General features: G+C 65.6%; 22 protein-coding genes. 9 read left to right on the top strand and 13 right to left on the bottom strand.

Features of this window, described 5'->3' with window-relative positions; genetic code table 11:
* Positions 1-8: 8 nt before the first annotated feature.
* The 3 genes from ACHFB9_RS17120 to ACHFB9_RS17110 are packed head-to-tail and all read right to left on the bottom strand — an operon-like array spanning position 9 to position 2,606.
* Positions 9-488 (bottom strand): DUF494 family protein, encoded by a 480-nt coding sequence (locus ACHFB9_RS17120; RefSeq protein WP_417068724.1) that lies wholly within the window; start codon positions 486-488, stop codon positions 9-11.
* Positions 489-501: 13 nt separating this feature from the next.
* Entirely contained in the window at positions 502-1,587 is a 1,086-nt protein-coding gene (gene dprA / locus ACHFB9_RS17115) for a DNA-processing protein DprA (RefSeq protein WP_417068723.1), read from the bottom strand.
* Positions 1,584-2,606: a LysM peptidoglycan-binding domain-containing protein gene (locus tag ACHFB9_RS17110; protein ID WP_417068722.1), complete on the bottom strand. Its 1,023-nt coding sequence runs from the start codon at positions 2,604-2,606 to the stop codon at positions 1,584-1,586. Before ACHFB9_RS17110 ends, dprA begins: the two co-directional genes overlap by 4 nt.
* A 145-nt stretch (positions 2,607-2,751) precedes the next feature.
* Here ACHFB9_RS17110 and def point away from each other — a divergent pair, with 145 nt between their 5' ends.
* From def to ACHFB9_RS17090, 4 genes are all read left to right on the top strand, one after another.
* Positions 2,752-3,255: a peptide deformylase gene (gene def / locus ACHFB9_RS17105; protein WP_417068721.1), complete on the top strand. Its 504-nt coding sequence runs from the start codon at positions 2,752-2,754 to the stop codon at positions 3,253-3,255.
* 20 nt (positions 3,256-3,275) lie between these two features.
* A complete protein-coding gene (gene fmt / locus ACHFB9_RS17100) occupies positions 3,276-4,211 on the top strand; it encodes a methionyl-tRNA formyltransferase (protein ID WP_417068720.1) in 936 nt (311 codons plus the stop codon).
* 179 nt (positions 4,212-4,390) lie between these two features.
* Positions 4,391-5,236 (top strand): zinc metalloprotease HtpX, encoded by an 846-nt coding sequence (gene htpX, locus ACHFB9_RS17095; RefSeq protein WP_417068719.1) that lies wholly within the window; start codon positions 4,391-4,393, stop codon positions 5,234-5,236.
* A 5-nt stretch (positions 5,237-5,241) separates the two neighbouring features.
* On the top strand, positions 5,242-5,646 hold the full coding sequence (locus ACHFB9_RS17090; protein ID WP_417068718.1) for a DUF3293 domain-containing protein: 405 nt from the start codon (positions 5,242-5,244) through the stop codon (positions 5,644-5,646).
* Positions 5,647-5,700: 54 nt separating this feature from the next.
* Here ACHFB9_RS17090 and ACHFB9_RS17085 read toward each other — a convergent pair whose 3' ends face one another.
* The 8 genes from ACHFB9_RS17085 to ACHFB9_RS17050 all read right to left on the bottom strand — a co-directional run bounded on the left by ACHFB9_RS17085 (position 5,701) and on the right by ACHFB9_RS17050 (position 15,011).
* A complete protein-coding gene (locus ACHFB9_RS17085) occupies positions 5,701-7,323 on the bottom strand; it encodes a methyl-accepting chemotaxis protein (RefSeq protein ID WP_417068717.1) in 1,623 nt (540 codons plus the stop codon).
* A 111-nt stretch (positions 7,324-7,434) separates the two neighbouring features.
* Positions 7,435-9,450, bottom strand: a complete 2,016-nt coding sequence (locus tag ACHFB9_RS17080; protein ID WP_417068716.1) for a M13 family metallopeptidase — start codon at positions 9,448-9,450, stop codon at positions 7,435-7,437.
* A gap of 178 nt (positions 9,451-9,628) precedes the next feature.
* The gene (frdD, locus tag ACHFB9_RS17075; protein ID WP_417068715.1) at positions 9,629-9,973 is read right to left on the bottom strand and encodes a fumarate reductase subunit FrdD; all 345 of its coding nucleotides are present in this window, start codon (positions 9,971-9,973) and stop codon (positions 9,629-9,631) included.
* A gap of 1 nt (position 9,974) precedes the next feature.
* Positions 9,975-10,367, bottom strand: coding sequence for a hypothetical protein (locus tag ACHFB9_RS17070; RefSeq protein ID WP_417068714.1), 393 nt, complete (start codon positions 10,365-10,367; stop codon positions 9,975-9,977).
* Positions 10,364-11,107, bottom strand: a complete 744-nt coding sequence (locus tag ACHFB9_RS17065) for a succinate dehydrogenase/fumarate reductase iron-sulfur subunit (RefSeq protein ID WP_417068713.1) — start codon at positions 11,105-11,107, stop codon at positions 10,364-10,366. The genes ACHFB9_RS17070 and ACHFB9_RS17065 overlap by 4 nt, the downstream gene beginning before the upstream one ends.
* Positions 11,104-12,864 (bottom strand): fumarate reductase (quinol) flavoprotein subunit, encoded by a 1,761-nt coding sequence (frdA, locus tag ACHFB9_RS17060; RefSeq protein WP_417068712.1) that lies wholly within the window; start codon positions 12,862-12,864, stop codon positions 11,104-11,106. Before frdA ends, ACHFB9_RS17065 begins: the two co-directional genes overlap by 4 nt.
* A gap of 273 nt (positions 12,865-13,137) precedes the next feature.
* Positions 13,138-13,827, bottom strand: coding sequence for an ABC transporter ATP-binding protein (locus ACHFB9_RS17055; RefSeq protein ID WP_417068711.1), 690 nt, complete (start codon positions 13,825-13,827; stop codon positions 13,138-13,140).
* Positions 13,824-15,011 carry an efflux RND transporter periplasmic adaptor subunit gene (locus tag ACHFB9_RS17050; RefSeq protein WP_417068710.1) on the bottom strand — a complete coding sequence of 396 codons (1,188 nt, stop codon included), beginning with the start codon at positions 15,009-15,011 and terminating at the stop codon, positions 13,824-13,826. Before ACHFB9_RS17050 ends, ACHFB9_RS17055 begins: the two co-directional genes overlap by 4 nt.
* A 109-nt stretch (positions 15,012-15,120) precedes the next feature.
* On the opposite strand from ACHFB9_RS17050, the gene ACHFB9_RS17045 reads away from it, so the two are divergent.
* Both ACHFB9_RS17045 and ACHFB9_RS17040 read left to right on the top strand, forming a co-directional pair.
* Positions 15,121-16,281 (top strand): ABC transporter permease, encoded by a 1,161-nt coding sequence (locus tag ACHFB9_RS17045; RefSeq protein ID WP_417068709.1) that lies wholly within the window; start codon positions 15,121-15,123, stop codon positions 16,279-16,281.
* Between the two features lie 9 nt (positions 16,282-16,290).
* A complete protein-coding gene (locus ACHFB9_RS17040; protein ID WP_417068708.1) occupies positions 16,291-17,457 on the top strand; it encodes an ABC transporter permease in 1,167 nt (388 codons plus the stop codon).
* Between the two features lies 1 nt (position 17,458).
* Here ACHFB9_RS17040 and ACHFB9_RS17035 read toward each other — a convergent pair whose 3' ends face one another.
* A complete protein-coding gene (locus ACHFB9_RS17035; protein WP_417068707.1) occupies positions 17,459-18,310 on the bottom strand; it encodes a helix-turn-helix domain-containing protein in 852 nt (283 codons plus the stop codon).
* A gap of 155 nt (positions 18,311-18,465) precedes the next feature.
* Between ACHFB9_RS17035 and ACHFB9_RS17030 the strand changes: the two genes are divergently transcribed.
* From ACHFB9_RS17030 to ACHFB9_RS17020, 3 genes are all read left to right on the top strand, one after another.
* Entirely contained in the window at positions 18,466-18,663 is a 198-nt protein-coding gene (locus ACHFB9_RS17030; RefSeq protein WP_417068706.1) for a LuxR C-terminal-related transcriptional regulator, read from the top strand.
* Between the two features lie 28 nt (positions 18,664-18,691).
* Positions 18,692-19,462, top strand: coding sequence for an SDR family NAD(P)-dependent oxidoreductase (locus tag ACHFB9_RS17025; protein WP_417068705.1), 771 nt, complete (start codon positions 18,692-18,694; stop codon positions 19,460-19,462).
* A 173-nt stretch (positions 19,463-19,635) separates the two neighbouring features.
* Positions 19,636-20,928, top strand: coding sequence for an MFS transporter (locus ACHFB9_RS17020; protein WP_417068704.1), 1,293 nt, complete (start codon positions 19,636-19,638; stop codon positions 20,926-20,928).
* A gap of 69 nt (positions 20,929-20,997) precedes the next feature.
* Here the strand turns inward: ACHFB9_RS17020 and thiD are convergent, their stop codons facing one another.
* Positions 20,998-21,846: a bifunctional hydroxymethylpyrimidine kinase/phosphomethylpyrimidine kinase gene (gene thiD, locus ACHFB9_RS17015; protein WP_417068703.1), complete on the bottom strand. Its 849-nt coding sequence runs from the start codon at positions 21,844-21,846 to the stop codon at positions 20,998-21,000.
* Positions 21,847-22,119 lie beyond the last annotated feature (273 nt).

Genomic DNA, 22,119 nt, shown 5'->3' with positions numbered 1-22,119 from the left:
ACGGGCGATCAGTTCAGGGCGGGCGGGACGAAGTCGACCCAATCGCCCTCCTCCTCGCCCAGCAGTTCTTCGAGTACCAGCGAATCGACCTCTTCCTGCTGCTGCCACAACACCATCAGCACGATGATCTTGAGCTTGGCCAGCGAGATGTCCTCGTCGGGCAGGGCCATCGCCCTCTCCAGGATGCGTTCCCGCCCCAGGGGGTCGAGCACGCCGGAGTTTTCGAGAAAGAGCATGAAGCTTCGGCAGGCCAGATCGAAACGCTGCAGCTCGTCTTCGCCAAAGATGCGAAAAGAGCGGCTGTCGCGCGCGATCTGCGGCGATTCGCTGCCCGCGACCCGCTTGAGGCCGGAGAGCCAGTCTATCGCCGAATCGATTTCCCCCGGGTCGAAGCCGGCGGCGGTCAGCTTGCGGGCGAGCTGTTCGGGCTCGGGGCAGGCTTCCGGATAGCCGTAACTTTCAAAGACATAGACAAGGATTTCGATCATGGTAATTGCGTGCTCACGGCAGTCTTGCGAAGCGGCCACCGGGCAAACGCGCGACGCGGCCAGCCAGCTCCAACGCGAGCAGCATGGCGAAGAGGGCATCTGGCGTCAACTTGCTGCGTTCGCAGAGCGTATCGGCATCGACGGGATCGAAGCCCATTGTGGCGAGAAGACGCTCTTCGTCGGCGCTGCCCGCGGGACCTGATGCGGCGGCCGGTTCCAGGTTTTTTGCCCAGCCGATTTCCTCGGCGATGTCCTGGGCCGACTCAACCAGTTTGGCGCCCTCGCGGATCAGCTGGTGACAGCCTTTCGAGAGCGGCGAATGGATCGAACCGGGGATCGCGAACACGTCCCGCCCCAGCTCTCCTGCCAGCCTGGCCGTGATCAGCGAACCGCTCTGCAGTGCCGCCTCGACGACCAGCGTGCCGCGGGCAAGACCCGCGATCAGGCGGTTGCGGCGCGGGAAATTCGCGCGCAGCGGAGGCGTGCCGAGCGGAAACTCGCTGACGACGACTCCGCGCTCGGCGATTTCGCGGGCGAGTTCGGCGTTGCGCGCCGGATAGATCCGGTCGGCACCGGTTCCGATCAGCGCGATCGTTCCGCCGTCGCCGCGCAGACCTCCGCGGTGGGCCGCCGCATCGATGCCCAGCGCGAGGCCGCTGACGATCGCAAGACCGCTTCGCGACAGCGTTTCGGCAAACGCTTCGGCGTTCGCGATGCCCTGGGCCGTCGCATCGCGGCTGCCGACGATCGCGAGCGAATCCCTGGCCAGCAGTTCGGCGCGACCTTTCAGATAGAGCAGCGTGGGCGGATCGGCGCTCTGCAGCATTTGGGGCGGGTAGTCCGGGTCGGCCAGGCTCAACAGCCGGTTGCCGGGCTTGTCCGCCCATTCCAGTCCTGCGGCGATTGCGGGCTCGAGCGCATCGTCGAACAGCGCTTCGGCGACTCTCGGACCGAAGCGCGTCGCGATCGCGCTGCGTCCAGAAGCAAAAACGGCCTCCGGAAGTCCGAAGGCCGTCAAAAGGGCTCGCTGGGTCTCCAGGCCGACCCCTGCCGCGAGGGTCAGGCGTAGCCAGGATTCCAGGCCGCAGGATTCGCTCAAGGTTGGCGGACCGAGTCGGCTACTTTGACGACACCCGTGCTCTCCATCACGATCGCGTAGGAGACTCGGTTGAAGACCCGGAACACGAAGATCAGGCCGATGCGTTCTTCGGGCAGCTTGAATTCTTCCTTCTTGCCGTCCAGATCGTATTTGACCTTGTCGTGGCTGCGGTACAGTGCGAGGACGTGGCCGGGTTCGATGCCGGCGCGGCTGCCGAGATTGATCGCCAGCACGCTGTTCTTGCCGGCGTGCTCGAGCGTGTCGTGCATCTTGACGACGCGGCCGCTCACCTGGCCTTCCGGCGCATGCGGGACGTAGGACATCGAGGTCTTGTCGACGGCCGGAAGCAGGCGGTCGCCGATGCTGATCTCGCGGTCGATCGAAGTGATCTCAAGCGTGGCCGGAGTGCCCGCCTCGGTGACTCTCGCTTCTCCGAGGTAGTTCGCTTCGTAGCCGAGCAGCTCTCCGGTGACCGGATCCTTCAGCGCTGCGGCGCGCTGATAGACTTGCCAGTCGCTGACGCCCTTCGTGATGTTCTTCGCGTAGATCGTGTCTCCCTTGGAGGGGAGGAGACGGTTCTCCTGGGTCGCGATGATCGTGCCGTGCTTGGCAAGATCATCCTTGTCGACCAGCAGAGGGCGGGTCAGGAAAGGTTCGATCACATGCAGAGGGACGGAGGGGATCGCGTTGAGCCCCTCGCTGCGCACCTGGGGATGGAGCTTGATCGTTTCGCCGCCGTGGCTGCCCGGCTTCTTCAGCGTCAGATAGGGGCCGCTGCGATCCAGATAGATCATCTGCCCCGGATAGATCCAGTGCGGGTTGCGGATTTGTTCACGGTTCAGTCGCCAAACCTGCGGCCAGAGCCACGGGTGCTTCAGAAACTTGCCCGAGATGTCCCACAGCGTGTCTCCCTTGACGACCCTATAGGAGTCGGGAGCGTTGGCTGCGAGCTTGACGGTGTCGGCTTGAGCCGTCGCAGTGAAGAAAGCGAAAGCAAGCGCGGATATAATGCGGATCATGGATCTGCCTCGGTGAAAAGCGGCACCACCATTCTGGCTCATGTCGCTGGAACCCAGAGTATCCGCGAAACAGCCGCGAATAGCACATGGGCATCAAGAAATTCCTTCAGATTTTGCACACAGAACCTTAATCCGGCAAGCATTTATGGCGCTACTGCCCATCCTTCGCTATCCCGACCCGCGGCTTCATACGCGGGCGGTTCCGGTCACGGCGGTGACCGACGAAATTCGCCAACTGATTCGCGACATGGCCGAGACCATGTACGAGGCCCCCGGAGTGGGGCTCGCCGCGACCCAGGTGGACGTGCACCAGCGCATCGTCGTCATCGATGTCAGCGAGGACCACGATGGTTTGCGTGTCTTCATCAACCCCGAAATCATTGAGCGCTCGGGCGAGCAGGTCTGCGAAGAAGGCTGCCTGTCGGTGCCGGGTATCTATGAGAACGTGACGCGCGCCGCGTGGGTCAAGGTTCGCGCTCTGGATGAGAACGGCAAGAGCTTCGAGCTCGAAGCCGAAGGCCTGCTCGCCGTGTGCATCCAGCATGAAACCGATCACCTCGATGGCAAGGTCTTCGTTGACTACCTCTCCCCCCTCAAGCAGAACCGGATCCGGACCAAGCTCGCGAAGCGGGCCAGAGTCACGGCCTGATTTCGCGGAATACCCACGACATGCGCGTCGCCTTTGCCGGAACTCCTGAATTTGCCGCTGCCGCCCTGGCTGCGATCCTCGATGCGGGCTTCGATGTTCCGCTGGTGTTGACCCAGCCGGACCGGCCGGCCGGCCGCGGCATGCAGATGATCGCGAGTCCGGTCAAGCAGCTCGCTCAGGCCCGCGCCATCCCCGTCGATCAGCCCGAGAAGCTGCGCAGCGCCGAGCAGCAGGCCGCGCTTCGCGCCGCCGCCCCGGATATCCTTGTCGTCGCGGCCTATGGTCTGTTGCTGCCCCAGGAGGTTCTGGATCTGCCCCGCTTCGGCTGCGTCAACATCCACGCCTCGCTTCTGCCCCGCTGGCGGGGGGCGGCGCCGATTCACCGGGCGATCGAAGCCGGAGATGCCGAGACCGGGATCACGATCATGCAGATGGATGCGGGACTCGACACCGGCGCGATGCTGACGAAGCGTGCGATCGCGATCGCTGACGACGACACGACGGCGAGCCTGCACGACAAGCTCGCGGCGCTCGGCGCCGAGATGATCGTCGATGCGCTGCACCGGATCGCTTTGCTCGAACTTGCGCCCGCGCCGCAGCCCGAGGAGGGTGCCACCTACGCGGCCAAGATCAGCAAGAGCGAAGCGGCGCTCGACTTCCGGCAGGACGCGGAGCTGCTCGCCCGCCGGCTGCGCGCTTTCTCGCCCTTCCCCGGCTGTAGCGCGAAGCTCGACGAGCAGACGATCAAGTGCTGGCAGGGCTTGGCCGAAGAGGGCTGCGGCGAGCCTGGCCAGGTGCTCGCCTGCGACGACTCAGGGGTCGTCATCGCCTGTGGCAGGGGGGCGCTTCGCCTGACCCAGCTCCAGAAGCCGGGCGGCAAACGCCTGCCGGCCGCCGATTTCCTGCGCGGTTTTCCGATCGCCGCCGGCGCCCGTTTCGCGCTGCCCGAAGCCTGAGTCATCAGACGGATTGCCCCTGCGGGGCGAATCCGTCCTACGCTTTGCGTGAGATAGAGCTTTGTTCTTGCGCTCTGTCCTGTGTGGATCTGTCGCCTGCTCTCATGCCCTTGATTTCCGGAACTTTCGCACCCATCTGACAGCCTGATCGGCGCATTGGCCGACCCGAGGAGATTCCCATGTTTGGAAACTGGCTCAAGACATCGATTCTGATGGCCGCGATCGTCGCGCTGTTCATGATGATCGGCGGCATGATCGGCGGGCGCGGCGGCATGATGCTGGCGCTGCTGCTAGGCGGCGGCATGAACCTGTTCTCGTACTGGTTCTCCGACAAGATGGTGTTGCGGATGTACAACGCTCAGGAAGTCGACGAGACATCCTCGCCCTATCTGTACCGCAACGTCCGCGATCTGGCCCGGCGCGCCGGGCTGCCGATGCCGCGCGTCTATATCATCCACGAAGATCAGCCGAACGCCTTCGCGACCGGACGCAACCCCGAACACGCCGCGGTCGCCGCGACGACCGGCATCCTGCAGATGCTCAGCGAGCGCGAGCTGCGCGGCGTGATGGCGCATGAGCTCGCCCACGTCAAACACCGCGACATCCTGACTTCGACGATCTCGGCGACGATGGCCGGCGCGATCTCGGCGCTTGCGAACTTCGCGGTCTTCTTCGGCGGCCGCGACGAGGATGGCCGGCCGGCCAATCCTCTGGCCTCTATCGCGGTCGCGATCCTTGCGCCTCTGGCGGCCAGCCTGATCCAGATGGCGATCTCGCGGGCCCGCGAGTTCGAGGCCGATCGCGGCGGCGCCGAAATCTCGAATGACCCCGGTGCGCTCGCTGACGCGCTGCAGAAGATCGACTACTACGCGCGCGGTATCGTGATGCCCAGCGCCGAAGCCCACCCCGAGACCGGGCAGATGATGATCATGAACCCGCTCTCGGGCGAAGGTCTGGCCGGCCTCTTCTCGACCCACCCGCCGACCGAGGAGAGGATCGCCCGGCTGCGCGCGATGCGCGTCTGACGCGGGTGAGTCCCGAACTTGTCGCCGCCTATCGCGCAGCGCGCTATCGGGTCGATGCCGGTTTCGAGCTGCGCGTCGATCGGTTCTGCGCGCCGCTCGCAGCTCTGCACAGGGCGTGCGGCGTCGCCTGCTCGGCTTTCATCACCGCCTGCAATCCGGGCAGTGTGCGCTGCGACGCGGCGGAGAACGCCGAACGCGAGGCTTCTTTCGAAGCGGGGATTCGCGCGCTTGGCTTCGCTTTCCTCGGTGGGCGCGGCAGCGACCCGCAAGGGCTGTGGCCAGACGAGGAGAGCCTGTTGATTCTGGGGCTGGAACTCGACCTGGCGCGGCGCTTGGCAAGCGAGCAGGGGCAGAACGCGCTGATCTGGAATGGCGCCGATGCCGTTCCCCGCCTGATCCTGCTGCGTTGAATCAGGCGGATCAGGTGGGCAATCCCTGTCGGGATGGGAAAAAGCCCCCTCGCTTCAGACCTTGAAGCGCTGGACGGCAGAATGCAGCGCCGAGGCCGTCTCTTCGAGTTTGAAAGCGGCGTCGGCGGCAACGCCCATCCCCTCTCCGGTCTCTTCGACCTGATGGGCGATCAGGTCGACCTGGCGGGCCAGAGTGCTGCTCGCCTCGCTTTGCTCGCGGGTCGAAGCGGCGACGTCGCGGATCAGGTTCTGTGCCGAGCGCGAAGCGGCGGCGATCTTTTCGAGCTGTTCGGCGGCAGCGACCGCGGTGTGGCGCGCCTCATCCGCCTGGGGAAGGGCCGCGTCCATGACCTCTGCGGCGGACAGGGTTTCGGTTTGTATCCGCTCGACGACTCCGGAGATCTCGATGGTCGCCTTCTCGGTTCGCGCAGCGAGCTTGCGCACCTCGTCGGCGACGACCGCGAAACCGCGCCCATGCTCTCCGGCCCGGGCGGCCTCGATCGCCGCATTGAGCGCGAGCAGGTTGGTCTGGCCAGCGATCTCCTTGATGGCCTGGGCGATGCGGGTGACCTCCTGGGCGTTGTCGGACAGGGAGCGAACCTTGCTCGCCGCGCCCCCGACCGTGACCGCCATCTCGCCGATCTGCCTGGCGGCGACGGTTACGTCCTTCTGGCCGGCGAGGGCCAGCTCGGCGGCGGCGCTGGCGTTTCGCTCGGTCTCTGCGGCGTTGTCGGAGACGTGGTTGACCGAGACGGTCAGCTCCTCCATTGCCGCCGCCATCGCCTGAGTGCTGTCGGTCTGCTGGGCGGCGGCGGAGGCGACCGAGTTCGACGTCGTGTTGATCTCGTGGGCCGCTTGCGTGACGCGGTCCGCGCCTGCGGCGATCTCGGCCAGCATCTGGCGCAGGCTCTGCACCAGCTGATCGAGGTTGCCGAGCAGGCTGTCACTGCGCGTGTCGCCCGTCGTCTGGCTGAGGTCGCCTGCGGCGACCGCCTTCATCACCTTGACCGCGTGGGAGGGTTCGCCGCCGATGTCGGCGATGACCGCGCGGACGACCGCGAAAGCGGTTCCGGCGACCGCGGCCAGCAGCACGACGATCAGGCCCAGAGCCCAGACGAGCTGGGCGCGGAAGGCCGCGTCGAGGTCGTCGACATAGAGTCCGGTGCCGATGACCCAGTCCCAGGCTTCGAAGTGCTTCAGATAGTGCAGTTTCGGGAACTGCTCGGTGCCGCCCGGTTTGACCGTGAAGGTGCTCGCAAAACCCCTGCCGGAGACGCCGGCACCGATCATCTCGCGGACCGAGTAGCTGCCGCTCTTGTCCTTGCGATCCCAGTGGTTCTTGCCTTCGTATTCGGGGCGGATCGGGTGCATCACGCCCAGCCCCTTGCTGTCATAGACGTAGAAGTACTCGTTGCCCTGATAGCGCATGTTCCGGAGCGCATCGCGCGCCCGTTTCTGGGCCTCCTCACGCGTCATCTCGCCGCTCGTTTCGCGGGCCTGAAAACCCTTGACCGTCGAGAAGGCGATGTCGACTGCCGATTGCAAGGTCAGCTTGCGGTCTTCGAGCAGCTGGGTGTGCAGGTGGGTGATCTGGAAGGTGGCCAGGATGATCAGGCCGAGAAGCGAGACCGAAACCAGCGTGAGCAGGCGGCTCTTGAGGCTGAGGCTACGAAACATCATGGCTCCTCCGGTGGCGAAGGAGCCGGGAACTCCTTCCCTTGTCAAGGAAGGATAATACATGGCGCCGAGATCGGAGAACCCCGTTTGAACGGGGTTCTCCGTCAGGACTTACCAGAGGCGGATGCGCGCTTCCGGGGCCTTGTACATCTTGTCGCCCGGCTTGGTGCCGAAAGCTTCGTGGAAGGCGTCGTTGTTGACCGCGGCGCCGTTGGCGCGGAACTCTGCCGGCGAGTGCGGGTCGGTCGTGATCCGTTGCAGCAGCGCGGCTTCACGCGTCTTGTCGCGCCAGGCCTGGGCCCAGCCGAGGAAGAAGCGCTGCTCGCCGGTCAGACCATCGATCACCGGCGAGGGCTTGCCCGCGAGCGACAGCTTGTAGGCCTTGTACGCGATCTGCAGACCGGACAGGTCGGCGATGTTTTCGCCCTGGGTCAGCTTGCCGTTGATGTGCTTGCCCGAAATCGGCTCATAGCCATCGTACTGGGCGATCAGTTTTGCGCCGATTTCATCGAAGGCCTTGCGGTCGGCTTCGGTCCACCAGTTGCGCAGTTTTCCGTCGCCGTCGAACTGGCTGCCTTCGTCGTCGAAGCCGTGGCTGATCTCGTGGCCGATCACCGCGCCGATCGCGCCGTAGTTGACCGCGTCGTCCGCCGCTGCGTTGAAGAAGGGCGGTTGCAGGATCGCGGCCGGGAACACGATCTCGTTCAGGCTCGGGTTGTAATAGGCATTGACCGTCTGCGGGAACATGCCCCACTCGGCGCGATCGACCTTGTCGTTGACGCGGCGAACCTGACGCTCGAACTCGAAACGGGCGGCGCGGGCGGAGTTACCCAGAGCATCGCCGTCGCGGACGGCCAGTTTCGAGTAGTCACGCCAGTTGTCCGGGTAGCCGATCTTGATCATGTACTTGGACAGCTTTTCCTTGGCCTGAACCTTGGTTGCGGGCGACATCCAGGTCAGTCCGTCGATCGAGTTGCCATAGGCCTTGAGCAGGTTGTGGACCAGTTCGACCATCCTGGCCTTGTCGGCCGGCGGGAAGTACTTGGCGACATAGACCTGGCCGACCGCTTCGCCGAGTGCGCCGTTGAGCTGGGCCGTGGCCTGTTGCCAACGCGGTTTTTCCTGCTCCGTGCCATTGAGGGCCTTGCCGTGGAAAGCGAAGTGCGCTTCGCGGAAAGCCTTGGGCAGCGTGTCGGATGCGGAGTCGAGCGCGTGAGCGGTCAGGTAGAGCTTCCAGGTCGAGAGGGGCTCTTTCTGGATCAGCTTCGCGGTCGCGATGACCTGGCTGGGTTGGGAAACGGTGATCGTGTCGATCTTCGGGAAGGCGGCGTTCTTCAGGAACAGCGTCCAGTCGATTCCCGGCGCCTTTTTGGCCAGATCGGCCAGCGTCATCGGGTTGTAGATCTTCGCCGGGTTGCGGTTCTCGACCTTGTCCCAGTGCGCCTGGGCGATCTTGACTTCGAGCGCGTAGACGAGCTTGGCGCTTTCGGCCGCATGCTTGTCGCCGGCGAGCTTGAACAGGGTTTCGAGATAGGTCTTGTAGGCTTCCTGAGCCTTTTCAAGGCGGGCGTCGCCCTTTTTCAGGTAGTAGTCGCGGTCGGGCATGCCCAGACCGTCCTGCCAGGTCATCGCCATGTAGCGATCGGGCTGCTTGAAGTCACCCGAGACGCCCAGACCGATCGGGGTCGCGACGGTGCTCTGCAGACGACCGAAGAGCGCGACCAGAGCCTTCTTGTCCTTGAGGGTTTCGATTTCCTTGAGCGTCGGCGCGAGCGGTTTGAGGCCGGCCGCATCGATCGCATCGGTGTTCATGTAGCTGCGGTAGAACGCGGCAACCTTGTCCTCGACGCTGCCGGCTGCGTTCTTCTTTGCGGCGACTTCCTCGACGATGTTCTTGACGCGCTCGTCGGACAGGTCGCGCAGCTGGATGAAGGTGCCGAACGAGGACTTGTCGGCCGGAATCGGAGTCTTTGCGAGCCAGCCGCCATTGACGGCGCGGAAGAGGTCGTCCTGGGCGCGGACGGCGGGATCGGATCCGGCGGAATCCAGGCCGGAAGTCAGCGGAGCGGCCAGGGCCGAGCCGCAAAGCAGTGCGCCAATCAGCGCGGCAAGACAAGTCGTCTTCAAGATGAATCCTCTATGAGTACGCAAAAAAACGCGACAGCCGGATAGGGCCGCGTTCCGCTCGTGGCGGAAACGGGAGCTTAACGGCTCGCCGGCAGGCTGAGGCGGTGTTTCGTATCGTTATGTGTCAGCGAAACGAAAACGGGGCCGCAAGGCCCCGTCCGGACTGGATGAGACGCTCTCAGCAGATCAGCAGCAGAACCCAGGCCGTTGCGGCGGTGCCGGCCGCGGCGGCGAGGTAGAGCACCCAGGCTGCAGCCGTGTCGATGCGCAGACCGAAGTCGTGCAGTACGCAACGCAGGCGGTGGGCGCAGTGCCACAGCGACAGCGAGATCACGCCGAACAGGATCAGCTTGCCCAGGTAGTTTGCGGCAAAGGCGTGCATCGTGTCGTAATCGAAACGGGTCGGCACATGGCCCAGCGCGGCGAGCAGCAGAACCAGCACCAGCGCCGGCGTCAGAAAGGCGGTCACAGTGCCGCCGGCGGCGAACAGACCCCAGAAGAATGCCTTGTTTGATTTGGCCATCTCAGAATCCTCCCGCAGCGAACAGAACGATCAGCGACGCGACGATCCAGCCAAGGTAGTGCGCGCCGACGATCGCCCAGCCCGGAACGAACTTCTCGCCGATCTGCACCGGCATCGCCTTGGGCGTCACGTTGAACCAGCCCGTGCTGTGATGGACCGAGAACAGCAGGGCCACGATCAACAGGCCGGTCGTCAGCGGGTTGTTCAGCTTGTCCACGAACTCGGACCAGACCTCGCGGCCTTGCGACAGCTTGTAGATAACCTCGATCAGGAAGAAGCTGAAGGCGCCGATGAAGATGCAGGTCACTTCGCGCGACATATAGCGCATATAGCGGCCCTGGGTCAGCCACCAGCCGGTTTTTGAAATGGGGCGGACATAAGGTTTGCGGCTCATTTTTTCACCCACGGCATCAGATGTTCGAGGTACCAGTCGGTCATGCTGGCGACTTTCACCTGCTGCAGCGCACCGGCCGGATCGACGTGCTTGGGACAGACTTCCGAACAGGCGCCGACAAAGGAGCACTTCCAGACGCCCGAGTCGGCAGCGACCACTTCCTGGCGCTCGTCCCGGCCGCCGTCGCGCGAATCCTTGTTATAGCGGTGGGCCAGCGCGATCGCGGCCGGGCCGAGGAACTTCGGCTCCAGGCCGTATTCGGGGCAGGCTGCATAGCAGAGCATGCAGTTGATGCACTGCGCGTACTGCTTGTAAGTCTTGAGCTGGGCTGGGGTCTGCTTGTACTCGCCGTCCTCGATGGCCTTCTCTTCCTTCGGGATGATGTAGGGCTTGACCGCGGCGAGCTTGGCGATGAAATCCTCGGCGACGGTGACGAGGTCGCGCTCGACCGGGAAGTTCTTCAGCGGTTCGACGCGGATCGTGTCCGGCAGGTCGCGGATGAAGGACTTGCAGGCCAGCGAAGGTTCTCCGTTGATCGTCATGCCACAGCTGCCGCAGACCGCCATGTGGCAGGACCAGCGGTAGTTCAGCGTCGGATCGAGGTGTTCCTTGGCCCAGTTCAGCGCGTCGAGGACCACCCACTCGTTCAGGCAGGGAACCTCGAAGGTTTCAAAATGGGGCTCGCTGTCGGTCTCCGGGTTGTAGCGGAGGACTTCGAGCCGGATCTGGCGTTCGCTCATTTCTTGGCTCCCGAATAGTCACGAACTCCCGGCTTGGAGCGGGTGATCACCACGTCGAGATAGTCGATGCGCGGCGCCGCGGTGGCGTTGTGATAGGCCAGCGAGTGGCGCAGGAAGTTCTCGTCGTCGCGGGCCGTGTAGTCGAGGCGCTGGTGGGCGCCGCGCGATTCCTTGCGCGCTTCGCCGCAGACCGCGACCGCTTCGGCGCAGTCGAGCATGGACTTGAGTTCCAGAGCCTGGAGCATGTCGGTGTTGAACACGTTGGTCTTGTCGTTGAGCTCGACCCGCTGCCAGCGTTCGCGCAGCTCGGCGATCTTGCTCGCCGCGGCGACCATCTCGGCTTCGGTGCGGTAGATGCCGACGTTGTCTTCCATCGTGGTCATCATCTCGCGGCGCAGTCCGGCGATCGATTCGCCCCCGCCCGTGCGTTCGAACAGCGTGCGGACTTTTCCGCGGGCCTCCTCGGCCAGGTTCTCGAGCGCCGATTCGCGCGCCTGAGGCACTCCACCCTGGACGTATTCGACGGCGCTCAGCGCGGCGCGGCGGCCGAAGACCAGCAGCTCGGTCAGCGAGTTCGAACCCAGACGGTTCGCGCCGTTGATGCTGACGCAGGCGCATTCGCCGACCGCGAACAGGCCGGGCAGATTCGTCTCGGAACGGGTGTTGGTGCTGATGCCGCCCATCATGTAGTGGACGACCGGGCGGACCGGGATCGCTTCCTTGACCGGATCCTTGCCCAGATAGCTGGTCGAGAGTTCGCGGACGAAAGGCAGGCGTTCGTCGATCTTCGCTTCGCCAAGGTGGCGCATGTCGAGCAGCACGCAGTCGCCCCACGGGGTCTTGACCGTGTTGCCCTTCTTTTGTTCGTGCCAGAAGGCCTGGGACAGGCGGTCGCGCGGCCCCAGCTCCATCGTCTTCAGCACCGGCTGGCCGACCGGAGTCTCGGGGCCCATGCCGTAGTCCTGCAGATAGCGGCGGCCGTCCTTGTTGAGCAGGATGCCGCCTTCGCCGCGACAGCCCTCGGTCAACAGGATGCCGGTGTTCGGCAGGCCGGTCGGGTGGTACTGGATGAACTCCATGTCCTTGAGCGGCACGCCGGCCCGGTACGCGAGGGCCATGCCGTCGCCGGTTTTGACCGCGCCGTTGGTCGTGAACGGGAACATCCGGCCGGCGCCGCCGGTTGCGATGATCACCGCATCGGCCTGGAAGCGGCGGAAAGCGCCGCTCTTCATCTCGATCGCGGTGAAGCCGCGGCAGCGGCCTTCATCGACGAGCAGTTCGGTTGCGTAGTATTCGTCGAAGCGCTGGATGGACGGATACTTCAGCGAAGTCTGGAACAGCGTGTGCAGCAGGTGGAAGCCGGACTTGTCGGCCGCGAACCAGGTGCGCTTGATCTTCATGCCGCCGAAGGGGCGGACCGCGACCGAGCCGTCGGCTTCGCGGTTCCACGGGCAGCCCCAGTGTTCGAGCTGGATCAGTTCTTTCGGCGCTTCCTTGATGAAGTATTCGACGGCATCCTGGTCGGAGAGCCAGTCGCCTCCGCCCACCGTGTCGTTGAAGTGATCATCCATGCTGTCGTCGGGCTTGATGACCCCGGCGGCGCCACCTTCCGCGGCGCAGGTGTGGCTGCGCATCGGATAGACCTTGGAGACGAGTGCAATTCGCAGCTTGGGGTCGGCCTCGGCGAGTGCGATGGCGGCACGCAGACCCGCGCCTCCGGCACCGATGATGGCGACATCGACTTTGACAGTTTCCATGATGCTCCCTGCAAAATGGAGGGCGATGGCCTGGCCATGCCCATCCGAACCCGAGGACGGTCTCGAATCCCGGAAGCGGCAGGCGCCTCAAAGGCGCGGGGAACCGGAATTCTCCGCAGGCATTGTCTCGCCGGGGGGGCGCGCGCTGGTTTGATGCAAAGCAGGTGATTGGCACGCGGAAAAACCCTTGCACCAGCGAATGAGCGCGCCCGGCCAAGCGCGTCCTGCTTTGTGGTGCGTGATGCCGTCAAATGAAATGCGCGTGGGCGGAACTCAGCGCTGCTCGGCTGTGGAGGTGAGCTGGCCTTTTTCGAGCCTCATGATCGAGTGCGCGTGTGCTGCGGCGCGCTGGTCGTGGGTCACCATCACGATCGTCGTTCCGGTCTGCTCGTTGAGATCCTGGAGAAGCTTCAGGACTTCGGTCGCCGAGTCGCGGTCGAGATCCCCGGTCGGTTCGTCGGCGACGATCAGCGTCGGTTCGGTGATCAGCGCGCGGGCGATCGCGACACGCTGTTGCTGGCCCCCCGACAACTCGGAAGGGGTGTGTTCCTGCCGGTCCGAGAGGCCAACCCGATCGAGCGCCGCGAGCACCCGCTCGCGCCGTTCGCGGCCCGTCAGATCGCTGAGCATCAGCGGCAGCTCGACGTTCTCATAGGCGCTCAGTACCGGCATCAGGTTGTAGAACTGGAAGATGAAGCCGACGTTCGCGGCCCGCCAGTCGGCGAGCCGGCGTTCGGGCAGCTCGCCCAGCTCGATGCCGCCGACCCGTAGCGATCCGCTGTCGATCTGGTCGATCCCGGCGATCAGGTTCAGCAGCGTGCTCTTGCCCGAGCCCGAAGGCCCCATCAGCGCGAGGTATTCGCCGGCCGCGACATCGAGCGAGAGTCCGCTGAGCACCGGCACGGTCTGGCTGCCGCGCCGGTAGGCTTTGTGGATGTCGCGGATCTCGATCAGCGCCGTCATCTCTGGGCGATCCGCACCGCCAGGCCGTCCTTGACGCGCTCGCCCGGTTTGCGCACGAGCTTGTCGCCGACCGCGACGCCCTTGACCGCGACCAGGTCGCCGATCGGAGCCCCCGCCTCGACGCGGACTTCGCGCAGATGCCCGTCGCGAACGGCATAAGCGACGGTCTCGTTGCCGCGGCGGACCAGCGCATCCTTGTGCACCGCGACGACGGCCCGGCGCTGGGTCTCCTTCATCGGGTGGCTCAGGAATGCGACTTTCGCGCTCATCTCGGGGAGGATGCGCGGATCGGGCGCGAGGAAGCGGATCTTGGTCATCACGCTGGCCTTGCTGCGATCGACGGTCGGTACGATCCGTATCACTTCGCCGCGGAAGCGCTCGTCAGGCAGCGCGTCGAGCTGGATCTCGCAGCTCTGCCCGATCGCGACCTTGGCGAGCGCCGCTTCGGACACGTCGGCTTCGACTTCCAGCGTTCCCATGTCGGCCATCGTGACGACCGCGCCCTTGCTGTCCGCCGCGGCCGAATAGGTCGTGATCACGTCGCCGACGTTCGCGTTCTTGGTCAGCACGACACCGTCGAAGGGCGCCCGGATCCGCGTCTGGTCGACGGCCACCGCCGAGGCGCGGGCCGCCGCGGCCGCCGATTGGATGGCCGCGGTGGCGCTGGCGACGGCGGCTCGGGCGCGGGCGAGACGCGCATCCGCTTCGTCGAGCGCCGACACGGACACGAAGTTCTGCCGCGCCAGTTCGTCGGCGCGCCGTTGCAGGCGTGCCGCCTCGAAGAGTTCGGCGTCGGCCTGGAGCTTCGCCGCACGGGCTACGTCGACGTTCGCGGCGGTTTGGCCGGCCTGCGCCTCGACGTCGGCGCTCTCCAGCCTGGCCAGCACTTCGCCGGCCTTGACCCGGGAGCCTTCGCGCACGCCCAGCCAGACGAGTCGCCCATTAGCCTTGGAGCCGACCGAGGCCTTGCGCTGCGCGACGACGTAGCCGGTCGAATTGAGGAGCGTCGCGCCCTGGTAGGGGTAGGCGGAGGCGACCGCGACGACTTCGACTTCGACGGGGGCGCGCAGCGCCCGCACCGCGATGAGCGCGACGATCACTGCTGCGCCGACCGCCCAGAGGATCCAGCGGCGCGACCGCCTGATCCGCTTGCGGGGAGGGATTGACCCTGTCTCGCTGTCCATGCGTGCCTCCCGTCGTTTGCGTCGATTCTAGCGAGCCTTTCACGGAGGCGGGCGGAAGAACTTGGCGGAGCGCGCTTGCCGACGCTTAAACTGTGTCACGGAGGTCGGCATGCCGCTCGTGTTGAAACTGATCGCTCGCAACGCCTGGCGCCACCGCCTGCGCACCTCTCTGACGGTGGCGGGCGTCGTGGTTGCCGTGCTCGCCTTCGGCCTGCTGCGCACCTTCATCGACGCCTGGTATTCGGGGGCCGAAGCGTCCTCGGCCAGCCGGGTCGTGACCCGCAATGCGATCTCGATCGCCTTTCCGTTGCCGCTCGCCTACAAGGAGCGCATTCGCGCGGTCCCCGGCGTCAAGCGGGTCAGCTGGGCCAACTGGTTCGGCGGCGTCTATAAGGAGCCCAAGAACTTCTTTGCGCAGTTCGCGATCGAGCCGGCCAGCTATCTGGCGATCTACCCCGAACTGGTCCTCGCCGAGACCCAGCGCGCCGAGTTCATCAGGGACCGGCGAGCCTGCATCGTCGGCATCCGGCTGGCCGAGAAATACGGCTTCAGGCTCGGCGACACGGTCACGCTGAAGGGGACGATCTATCCGGGCGACTGGAACTTCGTCGTCCGCGGCATCTACCGCGGTGCGACCGCGCAGAGCGACGAACAGTCCTTCTTCTTCCACTGGGACTACCTGAACGAGAGCCTGAAGAAGACCGCGCCCCGCTGGGCCAATGGAATAGGCATCTTCGTCGTCGAAGCCGAGCGGCCGGACAGCGTTGCCGAAGTCTCGCTGGCGATCGACAGCCAGTTCCGCAATTCATCGGCCGAAACGCTGACCGAAACCGAGAAGGCCTTCCAGCTCTCCTTCGTCGCGATGAGCGATGCGATCATCTCCGCGATCCGCATCGTCTCCTATGTCGTCGTGCTGATCATCATGGTCGTGATGGCCAACACGATGGCGATGACGGCCCGCGAGCGCACCGCTGAATATGCGACGCTCAAGGCGCTGGGCTTCCGCCCTTCCTTCCTCGCGCTGCTGATCCTCGGCGAATCGCTTCTGCTGGCCGGCTCGGGCGGCCTGATCGGACTTGCGCTGACCGACCCGGCGGTGAGCAAGCTTGGCGAGAGCCTGGGGGGCTTCCTGCCCGGCTTCGTCGTCTCGGATGAAACCCGGCTGATCCAGATCGCCGCGGCGGCGGCCGTCGGCATCGTTGCCGCGCTCGCGCCGATCCGCTCGGCGCTGGTGCTGCCTATCGTTGCCGGCCTGCGCGCCTACGCTTGAAAGGGTGACATGCACCGCGTCCCGCTCAGCTACTCCGTGCGCAACCTCTGGACCCGCCGCCTGAGCACGGCGCTGACCGCTGCCGGCATGGCCCTCGTCGTCTTCGTGTTCGCGGCGGTCAGGATGATGGACGCCGGGCTCAAGCAGACCCTCGTCGATACCGGTTCGAGCGACAACGTCGTCGTGATCCGCAAGGGTTCGAACTCCGAGATGCAGAGCGGCGTCTCGCGCGAGCAGGCGGCGCTGCTCGAGGCTCTGCCTGAACTCGCCCGCTCCGCCGAGGGCGGCGCGCTGGCTTCCAAGGAGACGGTCGTGCTGATCGCTTTGGCCAAGACCGGCAGCGACAAGGCGACCAATGTCGCGATCCGCGGTGTCGGCCCACACGGTTTCGCCCTGCGCCCTCAGCTGCGGCTCGTCGCGGGACGGATGTTCCGGCCCGGCGCTGCCGAAGTGATCGTCGGCTCCGCGATCGCCAGCAAGTTTCAGGGAGTCGGCCTCGGCCAGAGCGTGCGGATGGGGGGGCGGGACTGGGCGGTGGTCGGCGAATTCGATGCCGGGCGAACCGCCTTCGATTCCGAGATCTGGGGTGATGCCGAGCAATTGATGCAGGCCTTCCGCCGCACCGCCTTCTCGTCGGTGATCTTCAAATTGGGCTCCGCCGAATTGTTCGAGCAGGCGATCGCCCGGACCGGGGACGATCCCCGCCTGACGCTCGACCTGAAGCGTGAGCGGCAGTTCTATGCCGACCAGTCCGAGGCGTTGTCGAAGTTCATCAACATCCTCGGCATCACGCTGTCGATCATCTTTTCGATTGGCGCGGTGATCGGCGCGACGATCACGATGTATTCGGCGGTCGCGACCCGCACCGCCGAGATCGGCACGCTGCGCGCGCTGGGCTTTCGCCGCAGCGGTGTCCTGCTCGCCTTCCTCGCCGAAGCGCTGTTCCTCGCGCTGCTGGGGGGCGGGGTGGGGCTCGCGGTGGCGTCCTTGATGCAGTGGGTGTCGATCTCGACGACCAACTTCCAGACTTTCGCCGAACTCGCGTTCAGCTTCCGCCTGACCCCGGCCATCGCGCTCGAAACCCTGATCTTCTCGCTGCTGATGGGCTTCGTCGGCGGCTTCCTCCCCGCCGTCCGCGCCGCCCGGCTGGGCATCGTCGAAGCCCTGCGCGAGTAGTTCAGCCCTGCCGATAGAGGGTCCGGAAGGCGCTCGGAGTCGTCGCGCGGATCGCGCGGAACTGGCGGTTGAAATGGGCGAGGTTCGCATAGCCGACCTCGGCGGCGATCAGGCCGATCGGTTTGTCGGTCTCGATCAGCTGCTGGCAGGCGCGGCCGATCCTGAGCTCGGCGACGTAAGCGGTGACGGTTCGGCGCATCTGGCGGCGGAAGAAGCGCTGGAAAGCGCCGACCGACAGCGCGGCCCGCTCGGCGAGGGCTTCGATTTCGACCGGGGCGGCGATGTTTGCGTGCAGCAGTTCGAGAACCCGGGCCAGGCGTTCATTGCGCGCATCGACCATCAGCCCTCCGCCGAACTGGCTGGACGCGATGGGGCGGGGGGACGCTGCCTCGGCGAGCCGGATCAGGATGTCGAGCAGCGCGGGAAGCCGCCGCGCGCCCGGCAGATCGTGCAGCCCGACGATGGCCGGGGCCAGCGCTTCGGCGAGCGGCGGCGGGAAAGCCAGGCCCTGCGCCGCGCTCTGGCCGAGGCGGGCAAGGCATTGGAGTTCAGGGAAGCCTTCGACGAGACGGTCCAGCCAGGCCTGCGAGAACCAGGCGACCGTCAGCGTCTGGCCGTGCTGGCCGTGCAGCGACCACGCGTGCGGCAGGTTGGGGCCGATCAGCACCAGATCGCAAGGGCCGAAGTCTGCGACGCAGTCTCCGACGAAGCGCTGCCCGCGGGCGTCCTGGGTCAGGGTCAGTTCGTACTCGGGGTGGTAGTGCCATTCGAACGCGCACTGCTGGATCTCCCTGTCCTGGAGGACCCAGGAGGCTTCGGATGAGGAGCCGACGTGCTCGAACTGTGGGCGCACAGTGACGCTCCGCTTTTCAAAAACGTCATTTTAGTATCAGTGTTGGCTTTTGCGGGCGGAGCGCAGAGGCGAAGGGGCGGCCAGAATGAAGCTGTTTTCGTTGCGAGGCTTCCCCTATGCTCGATGTCCTTTCATGCTCCCGGCCTGTGGAGCCCTTGTCCCCGCGCGAGCGCGAAGTGCTGGTTCTGATCGTCGAAGGCCAGCGCAACCGGGACATCGCGCAGACTCTGGGCATCAGCATCAAGACCGTCGAGTTTCATCGCGCGGCGATCATGCGCAAGACCGGCGCGGCTTCGGCCGTCGATCTGGTTCGCCGCGCCTTTGCAACGAGGCGGACCGAGCCGGCTTTTTGATCACCGATTGTTCGTTCAGGAGACAGAAATGACTTCATCCCGCCCCACTGCCGTCGTGACCGGAGCCGGAAGCGGCATAGGACGAGGCATCGCGATCGCGCTGGCCCGAGCCGGTTGGGATCTCGCTTTCACGCATTTTCACACCGCCGAAGCGGCTGCGACGCTCGCCGCCGAGCTCAAGAGCCTGGGCGCTGAAGTGCTGTTCGCCGAATGCGATGCCGGCGACAAGGCCCAGGTCGACGCGTTCTACGCTTCGGTCGCCGACTGGCGCGGCGCGCCCGATCTGCTCGTCAACAACGCCGGCATCCAGACCTGGGCGCCGCTGCTCGATCTCAAGGAGTCCGACTGGGATCGTGTGATCCGCACCAACCTGAAGGGCTGTTTTTTGAACACCCAGGCGGCAGGCCGCCTGATGCGCGAACGCGGACAGGGCGGGCGCATCGTCAATATCGGTTCGGGAGCCAGCAAGCTCGCTTTCCCTCACCTGGTCGACTACACGGCTTCGAAGGGCGGGATCGAGCAGTTCACGAAGGTCGCCGCGGTCGAACTGGGGCCATTCGGGATCACCGTCAACAGCGTGGCGCCCGGCGCGATTGCGCTCGAACGGACTCTGCGCGAGGCGCCCGACTATGCCGAAACCTGGGCCAAGGTCACGCCGCTCGGGCGGGTCGGGCAGATCGAGGATGTCGCGGCCGCCGTGCTGTTCTTCGCGTCTCAAGCGGCCGGCTTCGTGACCGGCCAGACCCTGTGGGTCGATGGCGGCGTATTCACGCGGGCGACCTGGCCTTACGAGCAATGAGCGTTCCGGGGCGAGGAGCGATCTGTTAGGCTTGCGGCTTCCGAGAAGCAAGCCGCGTGACGCAGCCCCACCCCCCGCTGCCGCTCCGCGCCCCCGCCCCACCCGGGCATCTCCACGGGCCAAACGCCCGAATGGCTTCCGGCTGTTTTTCAACATTTGTGAGCCCCCCAAAGATGCCCAGCTTCACCCTGGCCGAGCCGCTGCCTGCGCGCGCGCTCGGCGGCAATGATTACAAGACCCTCGCGCTCTCCGCCCTCGGCGGTGCGCTCGAGTTCTACGATTTCATCATCTTCGTCTTCTTCGCGACGACGATCGGCAAGCTCTTCTTCCCGCCCGAGATCCCCGACTGGGTGCGCCAGCTGCAGACCTTCGGCATCTTTGCCGCCGGTTACCTGGCGCGGCCGCTGGGCGGAGTCGTGATGGCGCACTTCGGCGACCTTCTGGGGCGCAAGAAGATGTTCACGCTGTCGATCCTGATGATGGCGATTCCGACGCTGCTGATGGGCGTGCTGCCCACCTACGCGACGGCCGGCCTGCTCGCCCCGGTGCTGCTGCTGGTGCTGCGCCTGCTGCAGGGCGCGGCGGTAGGTGGCGAAGTGCCTGGCGCCTGGGTCTTCGTCGCCGAGCATGTGCCGGCGAACCGCATCGGCTACGCCGGAGGCATGCTGACCGGGGGGCTGACTTCCGGCATTCTGCTCGGCTCGCTGGTCGCGACCGCGGTCAACAGCCATTTCGACGCCCAGGCCCTGCTCGAAACCGGTTGGCGGGTGCCCTTCCTGCTCGGTGGTGTGTTCGGGCTGTGCGCGATGTTCCTGAGGCAGTGGCTCGAAGAAACGCCGGTCTTCATCGAGATGAAGCGCAACAAGGCCCTCGCCGCCGAAGTGCCGCTGAAGGCCGTCGTCCGCGATCACCGCGCTGCGGTGGTGATCTCGATGCTGCTGACCTGGATGCTGTCGGCGGCGATCGTCACGGTGATCCTGCTGACCCCGACTTTCCTGCAGAAACTCTACGGCTTCGATGCGCCGACCGCGTTGCGCGCGAACAGCGTTGCGACGCTGACCTTGACCATCGGCTGCGTGATCTGGGGGGCGATCGTCGATCGCCTGGGCGCGGCCCGCGCGATGCTGATCGGCGCGCTGTGCCTGGCCCTGTGCTCCTGGCTCTTCTATACGGGCGTGCGCCGCGATCCGACGCTGCTGATGCCCCTCTACGGCCTCGCGGGTTTCGCGGTCGGCGTGATCGGCGTCGTGCCCTATGCGATGGTCCAGCTCTTCCCGCCGGCGGTGCGCTTCTCGGGTCTGTCCTTCTCGTACAACCTCAGCTACGCGATCTTCGGTGGTCTCACTCCGATGATCGTCACGCTGTGGCTCAAGAGCGACTCGCTCGCGCCTTCGCACTACGTCGTCACGCTGGCGCTGGTCGGCGCCGCGACTGCGTTCTTGCTGCCCCGCAAACCGATGCGCTGAGCGGGGCGGGATCGGTCAGGCTGGCGCGAGAAGCACGCGCGGCCTGACCGGCTGAGGGTTTCTCGCATTTTATCCGCGGGAAAGCCCGTGGAAGTGATGGATCGGGCCGTGACCATGACCGACCGCGAGCTCGTCGGCCGCCGCGATCGCGTTGAGCAGCCAGGTGCGCGCGGTGCGCACCGCGGTCTCGACCGGGTGAAGCTGCCCGGCGGCCTGGGGCAGAAGCGCCGCGATCGCCGAAGACAGCGCGCAGCCCGTGCCGTGCGTGTTCTTCGTCTCGATCCGCTTGGCCGGCAGCTCGATCATCCGGTCGCCGTCGAAGAGCAGGTCGACGACCTCGCTGGACGGCAGGTGGCCGCCCTTCAGCAAGACCCAGCGCTCGCTCGAATGCGGCAACATCTCGCGCAGGCGCTCGGCGGCGCGGGTCATCTCCTTGACCGATTCCGGCGCGCGCGATTCCAGCAGCACGCCGGCCTCGGGAAGATTGGGCGTGATGATGAAGCTCTGCGGCAGCAGCGCCTCGATCAGCATTGCGACGGCGTTGCGCGAGAGCAGTGCATCGCCGCTCTTCGCGATCATGACCGGATCGAGCACGACATTGGGGGCCTTATAGTGCGCGAGCCGTTCGGCGACGGTTCGGACGATGTCGGCGCTGCCCAGCATTCCCAGCTTGACCGCGTCGAGCTTGACGTCAGCGAAAAGCGTGTCGATCTGCAGGCGCAGAAAGTCGACCGGGGGGGTATGAACTCCGGTCACCGCGGCAGTGTTCTGCGCCGTCAGCGCGGCGACGATTCCACAGCCATAGGCGCCGAGCGCTGAAAAAGTCTTGATGTCGGCGAGCAGGCCGGCGCCTCCGCTCGGGTCGACTCCGGCAATCGAAACGACATGGGCAATCCTGCGGTTTTTTGTCGCGGTCATCGCGCTGAACACCAAATGAAGATCCGCCTAATGTATTAGCGCGGCGGGGAGCGGGCAAGCATTGCCGGAGCAGTGCGAATGCTCGTCCGCAATACGGGTTGTATACAGAGCCGGATTGGCTCCAGTCGCCTCGCCGCTTGGCAGGAATGGGCGAGAGCGGGCGCGTCGAGAGCGGCGCATCAGGCCGCAGCGCAAAGCCGCGCGCGGGATCGGCGAGGGGAAATAGGATTTGCCTGCTTGACAGGGGTGGGGGGAACGCGTAAATTCCGTCTC

This window comes from Niveibacterium terrae (assembly GCF_048213115.1).
GTDB lineage: Bacteria > Pseudomonadota > Gammaproteobacteria > Burkholderiales > Rhodocyclaceae > Niveibacterium > Niveibacterium terrae.
The sequence above is the reverse complement of the archived record's forward strand: the minus strand, read 5'-3'. Positions and strand labels throughout refer to the sequence as shown.